The organism is Psychrobacter sp. LV10R520-6, from assembly GCF_900182925.1.
In the GTDB taxonomy this organism is placed as follows: domain Bacteria; phylum Pseudomonadota; class Gammaproteobacteria; order Pseudomonadales; family Moraxellaceae; genus Psychrobacter.
In genome coordinates, this window is sequence record NZ_LT900024.1 from 2,961,550 (window position 1) to 2,977,936 (window position 16,387).

Consider the following 16,387-nt stretch of genomic DNA (forward strand, 5'->3'; position numbering starts at 1 on the left):
AATAACAGATAAGTGATTGTTATTTATTAGAATATTACTCATGTAAAATGTAGCAGACGCTATTGGTGAATACAAGCGCTAACAGAGCACTCAACGTTCGCTTTCTACTCCCCTGCTAGTTATTTTCGGAAGGCGCCTTAGTAAGAGTTTTGTCGTGCTTGCCAGTGTTTGGCATAAATGCTTTAATGACCAAACTTGCCTATGATGCGTCAGAATGGCGTAAATTGATAGTCGTACTACCTACATAGAGCACCACCTTTTATATGGTTAGACAATCCATCTAGCCCACATGGTAACTACTTTTCCTATGCTCAATAATTACCTTAAAAAACCGCCAATCGCCGATGACGAACTGCTGGCAGCCATTGATATTGGTTCTAACAGCTTTCATCTGGCTATTGCTCGCCTTGACCACGGTGAAGTAAGAAAAGTAGCTTCCATGTCCGAAAAAGTACAGTTAGCAGCAGGATTGGATGAAAATAATATTTTAGATGCCGCTGCTGAGCGCCGGGGTCTTGAGTGTCTGAGTCGTTTTGTTGCTCGCCTTGATTCAGTGCCGCCTGAACGTATTCGTATTGTTGCAACCAACGCGCTGCGCCAAGCTAAGAACGCTAACGACTTTATTAAACGTGCCAATGAGATTTTGCCCAAACCTATCGAAATCATCGCTGGACGCGAAGAAGCGCGATTGATTTATTTGGGTGTCTCCCATACCAATGCCAGTAGTGATAAGCGTTTGGTCATTGATATTGGTGGCGGCTCAACAGAATTTATTATTGGTAAAGGGTTTGATCCGCTATTGACCGAAAGCTTACAGATGGGCTGTGTTGCCTTCACTAAAAAGTTCTTTGCGGATGGTCAAATTACTGACAAAGCTTTTAATGATGCTATTGCGGCGGCCCGTAAAGAAATATTAGCTATTAATGGTCGCTACCAAAAGACCGGCTGGAATAGCGTGGTCGGCTCTAGTGGTACGATTAAAGCGGTACGGAACGCCCTAGTCTCAAAAGGCTGGTCCGATGATCAAGAGCGCGTGACTTATCAAGGGGTCAAAAAACTAGAAAAGTTATTAATTAAAATTGGTAATGTCGATGACATTGAGCTAACTGGTGTTAAAGAGCATCGCAAGGCCGTATTTCCAGCAGGGGTGGCCGTACTGCGCGCCGCTATGAAGGTACTTGGTGTGGAAACTATTACTTACTCTGATGGGGCGCTACGCGAAGGCGTCATGTATGACATGCTTGGGCGCTTTGCTAGTGAAGATGTACGTGACCGCAGTGTGTTGGCGCTAATTAAACGCTATTCTGTGGACAAAAAACAAGCCAGACAAGTGGTCAGAACTAGCCGTCATTTACTCAAGCAAGTCCAAAATGACTTACAGTTGACTGGCGATGATGCAGATGTATTGAGACGTGCTGCTTATTTGCATGAGATTGGACTTGCGATCAGTCACAGCAACTATCATCACCACAGTGCTTATCTACTTGAAAACCCAGATATTCCTGGTTTTTCACAAGTGGATCAAAAGCGTATGGCCCAATTGATGCTGAGCCATAGGCGCAAGCTAAAAGGCGATATGCTTGAGAAAACTTGTATCCTTGGTGGTAATCAACTGGTTTATTTGTGCTTGCTACTAAGACTTGCGGTCTTAGCTCATCATAGCCGTAGTGAATATGACCTGCCTCAGATGCAGCTGGTTGTCACAGACACCAATTTCTGGCAAATTACCGTTAGTACTGACGACAAGCATTATGCATTTTTATATTCCGATCTTTGCGATGAGATTGAACAGTTTGCCAAGTGGGGTGTTAAGCTGAGCGTCATTGAAGCCTAAGGTTATTAAAAAGTTAGGGTCTCAATAGCGCTATTGGTTGGTATTTTAATCAATATTTAGTTAAAAACTAACATTACAAAAGCGGTATGGTCAGTAATGCCATGGCATATTAACTGTGCTACTATAGCTTTTATTGAGTTTACAACTGTACTTTCATGATGCTTAAACGGGCAGCACAGTTGCTTACGATATTAACATTACGTTATGACCCTACTTTTCAGCTATACATGTAAATGTAACCACACTATATAATTATATCCGATAACAATAAAAAGGAAACGTCTATGAGCACCGTCTGGGATAGCGTTCAGCTTGCACGGCATGCCAAACGTCCATTATTTATGGACTATGTTAATCAGCTATTTACTGAGTTTGATGAGTTGCATGGCGACCGGGCTTTTGCTGATGATAAAGCGATTATTGGTGGTCTGGCACGCATAGATGGCATGCCAGTAGTGGTGGTCGGACAACATCGTGGCCGTAGTACTCGCGAGCGTATCGCCCATAACTTTGGCATGGCAAACCCTGAAGGCTACCGTAAGGTTATTCGCTTGGTAAAAATGGCTGAGCGCTTTAATATTCCGGTCATGACCTTTGTCGATACTCAAGGTGCTTATCCTGGTATCGGTGCTGAAGAGCGTGGACAGGCACAAGCAATTGCCGAAAGTATCGCAGTATTCTCAAGCCTTAAAGTACCCATTATTGTTACCATCATTGGTGAAGGTGGCTCAGGCGGCGCACTTGCTATCGGGGTTGGTGATAAAGTTAATATGCTGCAAAATAGCATTTATTCGGTCATCTCTCCTGAAGGCTGTGCGTCTATCTTATGGAAAACAGCCGAAAAAGCACAAGATGCCAGTGAAGCCTTAAAATTAAATGCCATTAATCTCTATCAAATGGGCTTGATTGACGCGATCATCGACGAAGGAGAGGGCGCCCATATCCATCCACAGCCAGTAATGAATTCACTTAAAGCGCTTTTAATTGAACAATTAGATGAGCTCCAAGGCATGGATGCATACGACCGTTGTGAACAACGTTATGAGAAGCTCAAGTCCTTTGACTCAGAAGTAATGTTGCCTTCCTAATGACTGAACACTAAGCTTATTTAATATTGAGCTTATCTAATATTAGATACTTAGATTAATGCTAAGATAATAACGTGTCATTTTATGGCACGTTTTTTTGTATATAAAATTAAATAGATAAGATTGATTATGACCAGCAGCGCAATCCTTCCACATCCTATTGAGCCATTATCTGAGTCGCCGATAGATGAAACTCTAGCAACGGCATTATTGAACAGCGTGGCTGAATCTTATGACCAGCTACACGGTCGCCGTATTTGGCTGGCATGTAGTGGTGGCCGTGATTCACTGGCATTAGCAGCGCTGTGTTTACAGCTATATCAGCAAGGTAAGCTGCCATTTTTGCCGCAGTTATTACATGTCGATCATGGCTTACAATCTGATAGCAGTAATTGGGCAATGCACGTTGCCAAATGGGCGCATACTCAGAAAATGCCTTGTCAGATTTTACACGCTCAGGTAAAAGGTAATGACGAGCAAGCAGCGCGGCAAGCACGTTATCAAGTCATGCTGTCCCATATCAATCAAGATGATGTTTTATTATTAGCCCATCATGCCGACGACCAAGCTGAGACTGTACTGATGCGCTTGATTCAAGGCGCAGGAGTAAACGGCTTGTCAGGTATGCAGCCGTGGCGAGTACAAACGCAAGGCGCACGCCGTAATATCTTATGGCGACCGTGGTTATCGATACGCCGTTCGAATATTAGTACCTATGCGAAGCAGCTAAAGCTACCCTATATTGACGATCCGACTAATGACAACGGTGATAACGTACGTAGCGGCATGCGCCGTGAAATCATGCCAGCATTAGCAGCTTATAATGCTAATGTGATTGATAATATTGCCCGTAGCGCGCAGCTGCTTACCGATGCTCAAGCAACCGTCAGCGCGCAAGCTGCTCAAGATTTGCAACAGACTGCTATTACAATATTACAATTGCCACCCGCGCAACGGGTGCTTAGCATTCCTGATTTGCACCTCCTACCACTCTACCGCCAGCGGCAATTGCTCCATTATTGGTTAGGGCAAGACGAGCCGCTACCGCCCTCTAAACAATTGATAGATGATGCGCTAAGCCTAACTCAGCGTAGCGATAATGACCATCAGACCCAATTAGATTGGCAAGGTCGCAAGCAACAGTACACCATTTGGCGTTATCGTGAGCAACTCTATCGTCTCAGCACTACCTGGCTGAAATGGCTTACTATACCGATTGCTGAACAAAGGCAAACATTAGCTACTGCTAGTTTTTATGAAATCGATTTTTCTAAAACTGGATTGTCTAAAGTCAGTTCCTCTAAAAGCAATTCGCCTCAAAAAATCCTAACGACAATCACCTTACGTACAAGTGAAAGTTTCATTTGGCAGTTACCGTTAACCTTCAATGGAATAGGGCAATTACTAAGTCGTTTAAACGGTTCATTGGTTAATGATAATTCATTAATAAATATAGCGAACTTGATAAGCAGCCAGGATGAGGTTGTGTTAAAGATCGAACCGTTAGGTCGTCAGCAGCGAGTACAAACCGCGCTTGCTACGCGACCACAAGCAGGCAAAAAACTATACCAAACGTTGAGCATTCCCTTGTGGCTACGTGATAGCTTGGTGGTTGTTAGTCTTGTTTCCACTAATGCAGAGGATGCTCAGTCAATTGAGTCGCCAATTGATCTACCAATATTGTTACTATCACCATTCGACAGCTGGGTGTTAGGGTTGGATAAAACAGCAGTAAATATGATAAATGATGATATCGATAAGGTTGTCAGTAGCCTTTTAAGCCTCAAAGACTCTATTAAACACCTCTAAAGATTTAAAACACCCCTTTTGACTCAGTGTTTAACTCAACCATCTAGCAGAGTTAAATGTTATTGTTGTCGTCACTAATTTATCAAACGGTCGCAGTGGCAGTATGGTAAACTAAATGTCACTTTAAATGCCGTTATATCACTTTGAAGACTTTCGAAAGTTACCGCAAAGTTGCCAATACGGGACTGTTATTAGGAGATTGAAATGTCAGTATTAGATAATAAGAAAATTACTTTTATCGGTGGCGGGAACATGGCGCAGGCCCTGATTAGCGGGCTTGTTAGCTGTGGTGTTAAGCCTGAACTAATTACGGTAGCCGATCCTAGCGAGGAGGTGCGTAAGCAGTCAACGGCGCTTAAACTGAATACCGTTGACCCTGTCTCCGATCCAAAAGCAGCGGTTATCAATGCTGACGTTATTGTGCTTGCAGTGAAGCCGCAAGTGATGAAAGCCGTGGTTAGTGCGTTTGCTGATGTCTTGGATGATCAGTTGGTAATTTCAGTAGCAGCAGGCTTATCAACCGATATTTTATCTAGTATGCTTGGCGGTTATCGCAATATCGTACGCGCTATGCCTAACACCCCAGCTATGATTCAAATGGGTGCCACAGGTCTATACGGTACTGATGATACTACTGAGAAACAAAAGCAGTTGGCAACAGCAGTAATGGAAGCTTCAGGTCTGGTCATGTGGGTAGATGATGAAGAGCATATGCATGCGGTGACGGCTGTTTCCGGTTCAGCACCGGCCTATGTCTTTTACTTTATCGAGTCAATGATAGATGGTGCGGTTGCCTTAGGGTTGGACAAAGAACAAGCCTCAGCGCTCGCTATGCAAACAGTCTTAGGCGCAGCAAAAATGGCCATGGGCAGTGATGATACGCCAGCTGAACTACGTCGCAAAGTCACGTCACCGAATGGTACCACTCAAGCGGCGATTGAATCAATGCAAGACAATGAGATCGGTCGCCAAATCGCTGAGGCAATGAAAGCCTGCTCTGACCGTAGCCAAGCACTTAGCGAAGAGATGAAAGATTAATTAACTTTAGGGCGTGTCATCATTTAACACAATTAACATCTAATGGGCTAAAAATGGCTATATTTCCGCCACTCTTTGAAAATTTATAGACAATATATTCATATTCTCTGCAAAATTTACTTTGATTGACGAAAATCTATCTCACTTTTATCCTCATTACTTAATTGATAACACGCCCTAGCTAGCTGTAGTAATAAGAATTTAATAATGGCCTCTGTTAATACGGGTATATTGAGTAGCGCTTCATGAACAATATGTTATTGCAAATTTTCGATTTGGTCACCACCTTCGCTATGCTGTTGGTGTTTATACGCTTTATGCTACAGTTTGCAGACATGGACGCCAGCGATCCCATGATTAGCCCTGCTTATAAAGCCACCCACATAGTGGATGTGTTCGGGCGTATCTTTCCGACCGTTGCCCAAGGGCGTATCAGCATTGCCGCGATTGTATTAATGCTTTTAATTCGGCTGATTGATATCTCTGGTAAGGCAGCGTTAACTCATAAAGGTATCGCGCCTGTTCCCTTATTTTTCACTGGCTCAGTCAGTTTGGTTCTAGACTTTTTGCGTATGTGTCGCTACTTGGTAATTGGCTCTATTATCGTCAGCTGGATTGTGGTTTTCACCCAATCATCGCATCCCATTATTGGTATTATTATGCGTTTAGCGGAGCCAATCTTAGCCCCGTTCCGCCGTATTACGCCAAACCTTGGCATGCTTGATTTGTCACCTATGGTTGCCTTTTTTGCTTTTTACTTACTAGAAATTATGATCGGTGCGTTGGCCTCAAACTTTATGCCAATGTTAGGTTAAACAGCTAGGTTAAATAATATTTTACCGTATAAAAAAACGCTCTATATTAATGGAGCGCTTTTTTATGCTTATTTTTCCGCTAGCCAATGACTTTTATACGCTGTGTTTTGAAAGCAAAACAACAATAGCCTTTAAAAATGTACAAAACGATTCGGTATTAACTGTGCATTAGCATCATCAGGATGAGGCGCGTCAGCCGCAGTCAAGGTCTGAGTAATCCAATGATCCGCTGCGATGACGGCTGATATCAATGCATCGCCCAGCGCTAAGCGTCCAGCGATAAAGCTGGCGAGTGAGCAGCCAGAGCCGTGAAATTCGCCGTTTAAGCGTGGTAGGGTACTTTGATGTACCATCTTACCTTGCACATACAGATACTGCTCGATATCACCGCTATCAAAGTCATGCGAGGTTTTAACCAACACCGCATGCGCTCCTTGTTCACATAACTTCTGCGCCCCAATATGTAAATCTTGCTCACCACTTAATGCGCGGAGTTCGTGAGTATTGGGCGTAATTAAAGTGGCATAGGGCAATAATTTTCTAAATGCAGCAACTAGCGTTTGCTCATCGCCTAAGCTGCCGCCACTATTAGCAACCAACACCGGATCAAGTACGAAAGGTGTGCCTTCAGCGATAACCTGCTTAGCGAATAAGCGGGTTAGCATGGCAATATTATCCGTCGTACCTAACATACCCGACTTGATGACGCGAACGGGTAAATCATCTAGCACGGTCGTGGCTTGGGCTTCTACCAATGCGGTCGCACACGCTTCAAAGCCAAACACCTGCTGCGAGCTTTGCACGGTGATAGCAGTACAAGCAACTGCGGTATGAGCACCTGCTTGTCCGATCGCTTCAATATCTGCTTGTAGCCCAGCACCGCCTGACGGGTCTAATCCTGAAAAGCACAATACGACTGGTCGCATAAGGTCTCCTATTTATATTTTATTAGGGTTGTTTAGGGCGTGTTGTCAATTAACACTTGTACTTCTTCTATACTCTTAAAATAGCCAAATTTTCGCTAAGTGGTATTAAAATTCTTAACGATAGGCTCATATTCATTACGAGCTTTTCTTGGTCTAGCATTAACTTATCGTATTTTAAGCCTTACCATTTAACAGATAACACGCTCTGGGTTAATCATTGCCAGTTACTATAGCCATCCTCGGCAAGAAAAGCCACAGCAATAGGGAAGGGTTTATTGTTCTTTTGACCCAAAGCCGTCAAAGATAAGGTAAATAATTTAGGAATTAACGCATATTAGTGTATCAAAACGATTGATATCTACAATTAACTCAAAAGAGTCATGAAAATTGCGTATAAGGCTTGCAATTCGTTTTGGCTTTGTTATAATAATCGCCCACGACATAAGACGTATCTTTTGCAAAGATACTTATTTCTAGAGCTTAAATCTTTTTAGAGATTAAGTTTTAAAAATTAAAAAGTCTGACATCGTTTGGTGAAGTGGGTGAGTGGCTGAAACCAGTTCCCTGCTAAGGAACCATACGTTCTGCGTATCGAGGGTTCGAATCCCTCCTTCACCTCCATTATATTTAGTTATTAATAGATTTATAATGTAGCAAACTAAAATCAGTGATGATTTAACCCTTAAAATAGGAACAATGCTGTTTTAATTGTTAAAAGACATTGACACTAGCTGTATTATCTATATAATAGCCAACCTAATTTGCTGTAAAGTTTTTAACTTCGCAGTAGATGATGTGCAATACGCGCCTGTAGCTCAGTTGGATAGAGCACTTGGCTACGAACTAAGGGGTCGGGAGTTCGAATCTCTCCAGGCGCACCATTTGCATACTAAATTATAGAGCAACACTTATATACTAAATCAATCGCCTGTCTTATGACATTTCGGCGGTTTTTTTATGTCTGTCGCTTTTGTACTAGTGGTCTAAAAGCCGGTCAGGATAATATACGATAACTGGCTTAATTACGGTACAATAGCGCTATTATTCTCTGCTTGCTACGAGCTCGTACCATGTCAAAAAGTATGTCGAAAGGGGCTATTAAGTCTAAAAACCAGCGAAAAATGCGACCACAACGCACGCCAGAAGTGGAAGAACCTACCATTGCCAAACCAATGGAGCGGGTTGTTGCTATTGTTTACGATGGGATGTTGATATTGGCGTTGTTATTCTTGGTAGGGACAGTGCTAACAGTCATTGGCACGCTGCTGACCATGCAAGCTGGAACCCAGTCAGCAGAGGCGCAGTCGTTACCGACTTGGTATCAGAACTTTATCATGACCCCCTCATTTGTGCTGACGCTAGTAGGCTTCTATGGTTTGTTTTGGCGTCGCGGTGGTCAGACGCTAGGGATGCAAACGTGGCGGCTAAAAACGGTCAATAATGCCGGTCATCTGCTGACATGGGGTCAGTCCTTTAAGCGTATATTAGCGGCCTGTTTGATCCCTTTGTTATGCGGAATTATTGGCAGCTTAATTGATGGCTCGCGTGCTGTTTTGTTGGCCAGTATTTTTTTAGGATGGATATTTAATTACGTATTTTGCCTCTTTAACCGTCGCGGTTTGGCAGTGCAAGATATGCTATCGAATACTATTACCTTGAAGATGCCAAAAGTACAGCATGAAGGCTTATGGAGTGGCTTTAAGAACCGTAAGAAAAATAAAACTTAACTGACGGTTCTTAAGTAATAGTCTTTATACGACCATGTTTGCCTGACCCTACTTACATACTAACCGTTCGGATAAGTAAAAAGGAATAACCGACAAAGAACAGTACTAAGGTGACACCAGAGGCACGACCGAATTTACGCTTAGTTTTGTAGGAAAATATACACATTGCAAACAATAACAGAGTCAAAATTCCCATAGCCAATACATCGCGCGATAAGATGATGGCGTTAGGGGCAATAGGCGCGATAAGTGCTGCCAGTCCTACTACTGCTAAGGTATTGAAAATATTAGATCCGATAATATTGCCCAAAGCCATATCATGCTCGCCTTTGCGCGCGGCTGATATACTGGCTACCAATTCAGGTAATGAGGTACCGATGGCAACAATAGTTAAACCAATAATCAGCTCACTTAAACCCCAAAATGTAGCCAACTCGACCGCGCCCCAAACGATAGCTCGCGAGCTCAATATCAGCACTGATAGCCCAAGAAACAAGCTACCTAGGCCACGCGCCATGCTGTGTTCAGAATCTACAATTTCTTCTATAGTATCATCTTCATGCTCATGATTGCCCTCACGTAGGCTTAGCACAATTTGAAGACCTAAGACCATTACTAGCAATACTATGAGCATAATACCGTCAGTATTGCTCAATACCCCGTCGCTTAGCTGCCATGCTGCCACTGCCGTTACTAACAATAGTAAAGGCATATCACGCTTAATGATACTTTTGCGAATGATGATTGGACTTATCAACACGGTTGCCCCCAATACTAAGGCAATATTGATAATGTTGGAACCATAAGCATTACCCAATGCCAGCTCTGGGCTACCTTCTAGTGCTGCTAATACGGACACCACCATCTCAGGTGCTGATGTACCTAGCCCTAAAATGACTACCCCAATCAAAAAACTTGGAACGTTTAGCTTATTTGCTAAAGCTACTGCACCATCAATGAAGACATCAGCGCTCCAGACCAAAATTACAAGACCTATTACTACTGCAATAACTGCCAACCACATCAGTATGTTTCCTTGTCTATTAAAAAATAATTGACCTTATCAAAAGGCAAAAAAAAGCTGAATCACAATTTGAATTCAGCTTTTATATTAGCATAATTTTTTAATAGTACGATAAAAATAACTTAAATAATAGATCCTGACGTTTAGTTTTTCTAATCAATATTTAAGACATTATAAACTTAAAAAATCTTAAATACAGTACAAAATAAAAACGCTCAGTTATCGTGAAATAAATATTTAAGCGACTTGTACCGGAATAATATTAGCCGTGTCTTTGACCGTATTGTCTTCATTGCAATAGACCAGCTTTGGCTGGTAAGTATCTGCTTCAACTTCATCAAAATGAGCGTAGGCACAAATGATAACAATGTCACCTAAGTCGGCCATATGAGCGGCAGCACCGTTCAAAGAGATGATGCCAGAGCCGGCTTCAGCACGGATAGCGTAGGTACGAAAGCGTTTGCCATTGGTGACATTATAGATGTCGATGGACTCGTTTTCGCGCAGACCAGCGAGGTCTAATAAATCGCCGTCGATGCCGCACGAGCCTTCATAATGGAGCTCAGCATGCGTGACGCGGGCACGGTGCAATTTGCATTTAAGCATATTAAGTAGCATAGATTGCTTCCTTAGCGTGACAAAAGTAATAGGTTAATGGGGGCGCTTGCCGCCAAATTAAAGGGTAAGGAACCTGTTCAGCACGCAAAATTGAGCACGGTGCCCAAATTTGAGATAGCAGCTAGTGCTGCTAACTCAGGAATTAAAGCGAATATTTAAGCATGGCCATAAAATATGGTTTATACCGACGTATATCAAAATATCCGCTTGTTTAAAAGAAAGTATAATACCTTGTCAATCCGGTAGTTTAAAGCCATTAATTTGCGTACGTGCGCGTTCAATATCACCCTCTAATAATAGTGGTAGCGACTCAAAGGTCGCAGTAAGCGCACTATCAATAGCGATTTGTTCATCAGGCGAGGCTTTAGAGAGCACATGACCAGTGACTTTAGATTTATGACCTGGATGACCAATGCCCACACGTAAACGGTGAAAGTCACTGCCAATATGTGGGGTGATATCACGCAGACCATTGTGACCACCATGTCCGCCACCTGTTTTTAGCTTGATACTACCTGCTGGAATATCCAGCTCGTCATGAGCAATGAGTAATTGGTCATTATCAATATTATAAAAATTGACCATGGGCACTACTGACTCACCAGATTTATTCATAAAGGTCAGAGGCAGTAATAGTCGCACATCATGACCATGAATCTGTCCGCGTCCGGTTACCCCATGAAACTTTTTGTCAGGGCTCAGCTCGATATTGAACTGATGCGCTAAATGCTGCACGAACCAAAATCCAGCATTATGGCGCGTAAACATATACTGCTGACCAGGATTGCCAAGACCGACGATAAGCTTTAGGGACATGACTGTACTCTGCTTCAATTTAATAAATAATGGAATGAAACTTGCCGCATATAATCCACAAGCGGCACTTACAAAAACAGCAGGAGACATTTATCCCCTGCTGTTTTTTTAATATAAGTACAAATTAATGTACTTATTATTCGCCGTCTTGGTCTGCGTCATCAGCAGTAGCTTTGTCGCTTTGCTCAGTAGCAGGAACTTCGTCAGCGTCAGTTTCAGCGTCTTCGTCAACTTCTTCAACCGTTGGTGGCCGCATGTTAACAATAGTACGATCATGACCGTCTTCTAGCTCAAGCTCATTAATAACGACGCCTTCAGGTAAATCGATATCTGATAGACGGAATAGATCACCAATTTCCATAGTAGATACATCTAATTGTAAGTACTCAGGTAATAATGAGGGTATGCAAGAGATTTCGATATCTGATACCAGCGTAGATAGTACGCCGCCTTTTTCAGTACCTGGTGCCTCTTCTCTACCCACAAAATGCATAGGAACATTCATGCTGATTTTTTGACCTTTTACAATGCGCTGAAAGTCAGCATGCATTGGAAAGCCTTTAGCAGGATGGCGCTGTAGGTCTTTGATAACGACTTGATGTGCTTCGCCATCAACCGTAATGGTCAAAATGTGCGAGAAGAAGGCTTCGAATTCAAGCGCTTTTACCAATTCGTTAAGTTTGATAGAGATAGCTTTCGGTTCTGCGTTACCACCATAAATAATAGCAGGAACAAGATTCTGCTTGCGTAGGCGGCGGCTCGCACCTTTACCTTGCTGGTCTGCAGAACGATTAACCGTATATAGTTCAAAATGATTAGTGCTCATGGGTATAATCCTGTAAAAAGAGTGATGAAGTGTCTGGTTATAAAAAAGTGGATTTGCGACCGATCCACTAATAGGTGATGATAGCCATCAGTCATGGTTACCAACGATAAAAACCAGTAACGACGACCTAGTGCTATTTGCTACCGCCCGTCGTTTAGCTTAATAATAACTATCATTATAGCTGTCGTCGTGTAGCGTGCTCAGCACTTTTTTTGATGCTGTCCTGCTCATATAGAACAAATGATCAGCACAGGCGCGCATTATACGTGGTTTTGGTGCAATAATAAAGGCTTACAGATAATACTTAGCGCCAAGATTTTCATCTTGACGCCAGTTTTTTATAAACAATTTTGTTGTTTAAGCAGTCCAATAGCAAACCAGCAATTATGATTTAAACCTCTAGGCATCAAACATGGCACTAATAGATTCTTCATTATTAATGCGGCGTAAGCTCTCAGCTAGCATTGGGGCGATAGATATTTGCCGAATTTTGCTACAAGCTTTTGCCGCAGCAGATAACGGAATAGTATCGGTAACAACAATCTCATCTAGTGCTGATTCGCTAATATTTTTGAGCGCATTACCGGATAAAACAGGATGAGTAATGTAGGCCAGCACGCGGCGTGCCCCACTGTCCTTTAACGCTTGTGCGGCTTTACATAAGGTGCCAGCGGTATCGACCATATCATCAACAATCACGCAATCGCGGTCACGAACATCACCGATAATATTCATTACTTGTGATTCATTGGCACGCGCCCGGCGTTTATCAATAATAGCTAAGTCGGTATCGCCTAATTGCTTGGCCATTGCGCGCGCACGCACCACACCGCCAACGTCAGGTGAGACCACCATAATGTTGTCATAATCTTGTTTTTTGAGATCATTAAGCAGGACAGGAGTCGCATAGATGTTATCAACGGGAATATCAAAGAAGCCTTGAATCTGATCAGAATGCAAATCAACCGTCATGACCCGATCAATGCTGACGATATTAAGCATATCAGCAACGACTTTGGCAGAGATAGGTACACGAGCTGAGCGCGGGCGACGATCTTGACGGGCATAACCGAAATAAGGCATCACAGCAGTGATACGCCCGGCACTTGAGCGCCGCAAGGCGTCAGCCATCATCATGATTTCCATCAAATTGTCATTGGTTGGCGCACAGGTAGGCTGCATGATAAACACGTCTTTACCGCGTACGTGTTCCTTGATTTCTATAGCGATTTCGCCATCAGAAAAACGAGTGATGTCAGCTTTACCAAGAGGAATGTGGAGGTGGTCGGCTACGGTTTTCGCTAGTTCTGGGTGGGCATTACCCGTAAAAATCGCCAAATAAGGCATGACAGAAGTCCTATTGAGTGACTCAAGCAGCGACCGCTAAGCAGTGTCAAACTGCTCAAATTAAGAAAAGTGTGGTGAACATGACTCTAGAAAATGGTAGGGGTAGCTGGACTCGAACCAACGGTGTCAGGATCAAAACCTGATGCCTTACCAACTTGGCTATACCCCTGTAATATGTAAGCTGTGCACTACCGATGTCTAATATTAAACAAATTTCTAATAAAAAATATTAGAATGGCTGAGCTGCCTTTTAAGTCGTTTAGAAAACGGTTAAACCGTTTAAAAACAACATTTCCTAACGGTGTTCGTTGCGAACTATACCGAAACTGGGAAGGTATTGTCAATTGCTATAAAATAAGTAGCTATTTATGCTAGCACCTATTATAAGTATGAATCAAGCAATACAAACTAAAAATATGGTAGGGGTAGCTGGACTCGAACCAACGGTGTCAGGATCAAAACCTGATGCCTTACCAACTTGGCTATACCCCTATATTCGCGACCTATTATAAATAAATATTTCGATATTGCAAGACATTTGCGCCTTTTTCTAGTTTTATATTCATAATCGGCCAATACCAGCGCTATTCTAGCAAATTAATGACACTAAGCCTACCGTTGTTAATGATTTATATTTATATTACCCTCGTAAATTATTTACCAAATAAGCGGGGCAAGGTGCACCAGCTATCCAGCTTGTTAACATTTGAATATCGTCAGTAACTCCAGGATCTAATGGCAAAAATACCGCGCTACCTGAGCCGGTCATCCGTGCGATTCCTAACGCTTGCGGCTCTAATTCTCGTAAATACTGTAATGCTCGGCTCACTGCTGGCGCCAGACTCTCGACCACTGGGGTAAAAACGTTATGATAAGGGGCATTAAGCGCTTGAATATAACACGCTGATTGCTCACTGATAGTCGTAGCGGTAAGCGTCTTAATATCTCGGCGCAGCTTGGGATGGGCGAATAGCTGCGCGGTATTGACATGAGCGTTTGGGGTCAGTAATAAATACTGCTGATTGGGCAATTCTATCGGCGTGAGCTGCTCACCAATGCCCATTGCAATGGCATCTTGTCCAAAGATAAATATCGGCACATCAGCACCCAGCGTTGCTCCAATATCACACAGTTGCTTGTTAGTAAATTCTAGTTGCCAAAGCTCATTAAGCACTAGTAAAGTAATGGCCGCATTAGAGGAACCACCGCCTAGTCCTGCGCCCATCGGCAGGTGTTTATCTAAGGTGATGCTGACGTGCGGTAGCTGAATGGGTAGTCGCCCCAATTGTAGGGCGTAAGCTAATAATGCGCGTGCTGCCTTTATAATTAAGTTATCCGCTAAGCTATCAGTAATGGTCTCAGCACCAGTGAGTGACACCAGTTGATTGCATAGCTTATTTGGCAGCTTATTTGGCAGCTTATTCGACAGTGCGGCTGCTTGCTGATAGGCAGCAGTGCTTAGGTCAGGTACATTTCGTTCGGGTAAATTGGAGTCTTCTGATAGATGCGTCACGCTGGCATTAAAGTCGGTATCAACGTCTTTATCAATATTAATGTCAGTCGTCGATAATGACAGCAAATCCGCTGGCAAAAAGTGTAGATAATCACCCCAGTCAAGCAGGCGAAAAACGGTTTGCAAGTTATGATAACCATCGGCGCGCCTGCCTGTAATATGCAAAAACAGATTGATCTTCGCAGGCGATAGTCGTGTAACTGGGGCGTGAGAGATAGCCATGTTTTTAATCATAAACAGCATTCTCAGTCATAAACAGCGGTCTTTATAAGTGATAATAAAATTTACTGTAGATTATTTATTTTGGTGGTCGATAGTCATAACGACTTTATGACCTTGCTGCTGTAAAGCGCTAATCTTATTCGGCAGCTTATCGTTGCCTTTATAAGTAAAGCTTGCTGTCCAGGGGCCGTTGACTGAGCTGATAAGTCGACCTTGAGCATCAGTTTGCGGTGTGATGTCTGAAGGTGCGGGACGCCCAGAAATCCAATAGGGCATTTGCGAGATCGGCGCTTGCCAGCCAGTGGCTTTTTGTAGCAAGGTTTCAGGATTGTCTGCCGTCAAGGTGCCGGTCTTTTCGCTCACTAAAGTGGCCGTCCGACCGTCATACTCGATATTGGTCTTGCCAATCCCTAACGCGCCAATCAGCTCAATAGCGAGGCGGTCATTTTGCTGACCCCATGCATAAAAGGCACTGCCACCTTGGGTACCTGTATTCGCTGCGTTATTAGGCATAGTCACGCCGATTTTACCGGTGATGTTAAAATTAGCTAATTTTTGTGGTTGTACGATAGGAGCGGATTTAGTAGTGGCATTCGCGCCTTGTAAAGACTGACAGCCTGAGGTGATTGCCAGCGCTGCTGTTAGGGCAGTAAATGTAGCTAACTTAGCGGATTTATGACGGGTTGTTTGTAGAGACGACATGGTGTTTCCTCAAAATTTACAAGCTTAAAAATATTTAATTTTAAGCGGTTAGCTTAAACCTTGTTTGTTACTCTGTTATGAA

14 protein-coding genes and 4 tRNA genes are annotated in these 16,387 nt (G+C 43.1%); 8 read left to right on the forward strand and 10 right to left on the reverse strand.

What is annotated here, in order from left to right; genetic code table 11:
• The first annotated feature begins 307 nt into the window (after nucleotides 1-307).
• From ppx to U1P77_RS12450, 5 genes are all read left to right on the forward strand, one after another.
• A complete protein-coding gene (ppx, locus tag U1P77_RS12430; protein WP_321155281.1) occupies nucleotides 308-1,834 on the forward strand; it encodes an exopolyphosphatase in 1,527 nt (508 codons plus the stop codon).
• Nucleotides 1,835-2,118: 284 nt separating this feature from the next.
• Nucleotides 2,119-2,922, forward strand: coding sequence for an acetyl-CoA carboxylase carboxyltransferase subunit alpha (locus tag U1P77_RS12435; protein WP_414479016.1), 804 nt, complete (start codon nucleotides 2,119-2,121; stop codon nucleotides 2,920-2,922).
• Nucleotides 2,923-3,051: 129 nt separating this feature from the next.
• Nucleotides 3,052-4,731 (forward strand): tRNA lysidine(34) synthetase TilS, encoded by a 1,680-nt coding sequence (gene tilS, locus U1P77_RS12440; protein WP_321155282.1) that lies wholly within the window; start codon nucleotides 3,052-3,054, stop codon nucleotides 4,729-4,731.
• Between the two features lie 204 nt (nucleotides 4,732-4,935).
• Nucleotides 4,936-5,769, forward strand: a complete 834-nt coding sequence (gene proC, locus U1P77_RS12445; RefSeq protein WP_321155283.1) for a pyrroline-5-carboxylate reductase — start codon at nucleotides 4,936-4,938, stop codon at nucleotides 5,767-5,769.
• 245 nt (nucleotides 5,770-6,014) lie between these two features.
• Nucleotides 6,015-6,584 (forward strand): YggT family protein, encoded by a 570-nt coding sequence (locus tag U1P77_RS12450; RefSeq protein WP_321155284.1) that lies wholly within the window; start codon nucleotides 6,015-6,017, stop codon nucleotides 6,582-6,584.
• Nucleotides 6,585-6,715: 131 nt separating this feature from the next.
• Here U1P77_RS12450 and U1P77_RS12455 read toward each other — a convergent pair whose 3' ends face one another.
• The gene (locus U1P77_RS12455) at nucleotides 6,716-7,510 is read right to left on the reverse strand and encodes a hydroxymethylpyrimidine/phosphomethylpyrimidine kinase (protein WP_321155285.1); all 795 of its coding nucleotides are present in this window, start codon (nucleotides 7,508-7,510) and stop codon (nucleotides 6,716-6,718) included.
• A 532-nt stretch (nucleotides 7,511-8,042) separates the two neighbouring features.
• Here U1P77_RS12455 and U1P77_RS12460 point away from each other — a divergent pair.
• From U1P77_RS12460 to U1P77_RS12470, 3 genes are all read left to right on the forward strand, one after another.
• A tRNA-Ser gene (locus tag U1P77_RS12460) sits at nucleotides 8,043-8,131 on the forward strand.
• A 183-nt stretch (nucleotides 8,132-8,314) separates the two neighbouring features.
• Nucleotides 8,315-8,391 (forward strand) — tRNA-Arg (locus U1P77_RS12465).
• 189 nt (nucleotides 8,392-8,580) lie between these two features.
• Complete coding sequence (locus U1P77_RS12470) at nucleotides 8,581-9,237, forward strand: RDD family protein (RefSeq protein ID WP_321155286.1); 657 nt, start codon at nucleotides 8,581-8,583, stop codon at nucleotides 9,235-9,237.
• Nucleotides 9,238-9,289: 52 nt separating this feature from the next.
• Here the strand turns inward: U1P77_RS12470 and U1P77_RS12475 are convergent, their stop codons facing one another.
• From U1P77_RS12475 to lolB, 9 genes are all read right to left on the reverse strand, one after another.
• Nucleotides 9,290-10,261 (reverse strand): calcium/sodium antiporter, encoded by a 972-nt coding sequence (locus U1P77_RS12475; RefSeq protein ID WP_321155287.1) that lies wholly within the window; start codon nucleotides 10,259-10,261, stop codon nucleotides 9,290-9,292.
• Nucleotides 10,262-10,498: 237 nt separating this feature from the next.
• Complete coding sequence (panD, locus tag U1P77_RS12480; RefSeq protein ID WP_321155288.1) at nucleotides 10,499-10,879, reverse strand: aspartate 1-decarboxylase; 381 nt, start codon at nucleotides 10,877-10,879, stop codon at nucleotides 10,499-10,501.
• A gap of 234 nt (nucleotides 10,880-11,113) precedes the next feature.
• Entirely contained in the window at nucleotides 11,114-11,695 is a 582-nt protein-coding gene (gene pth / locus U1P77_RS12485; RefSeq protein ID WP_321156699.1) for an aminoacyl-tRNA hydrolase, read from the reverse strand.
• Between the two features lie 136 nt (nucleotides 11,696-11,831).
• On the reverse strand, nucleotides 11,832-12,521 hold the full coding sequence (locus tag U1P77_RS12490; RefSeq protein WP_321155289.1) for a 50S ribosomal protein L25/general stress protein Ctc: 690 nt from the start codon (nucleotides 12,519-12,521) through the stop codon (nucleotides 11,832-11,834).
• A 399-nt stretch (nucleotides 12,522-12,920) separates the two neighbouring features.
• Complete coding sequence (locus U1P77_RS12495; RefSeq protein WP_321155290.1) at nucleotides 12,921-13,868, reverse strand: ribose-phosphate pyrophosphokinase; 948 nt, start codon at nucleotides 13,866-13,868, stop codon at nucleotides 12,921-12,923.
• A 94-nt stretch (nucleotides 13,869-13,962) separates the two neighbouring features.
• Nucleotides 13,963-14,037: transfer RNA gene (locus U1P77_RS12500), tRNA-Gln, on the reverse strand.
• A gap of 248 nt (nucleotides 14,038-14,285) precedes the next feature.
• Nucleotides 14,286-14,360: transfer RNA gene (locus tag U1P77_RS12505), tRNA-Gln, on the reverse strand.
• A gap of 148 nt (nucleotides 14,361-14,508) precedes the next feature.
• Nucleotides 14,509-15,615, reverse strand: coding sequence for a 4-(cytidine 5'-diphospho)-2-C-methyl-D-erythritol kinase (gene ispE / locus U1P77_RS12510; RefSeq protein ID WP_321155291.1), 1,107 nt, complete (start codon nucleotides 15,613-15,615; stop codon nucleotides 14,509-14,511).
• Between the two features lie 60 nt (nucleotides 15,616-15,675).
• Nucleotides 15,676-16,305, reverse strand: coding sequence for a lipoprotein insertase outer membrane protein LolB (gene lolB / locus U1P77_RS12515; protein ID WP_321155292.1), 630 nt, complete (start codon nucleotides 16,303-16,305; stop codon nucleotides 15,676-15,678).
• Nucleotides 16,306-16,387 lie beyond the last annotated feature (82 nt).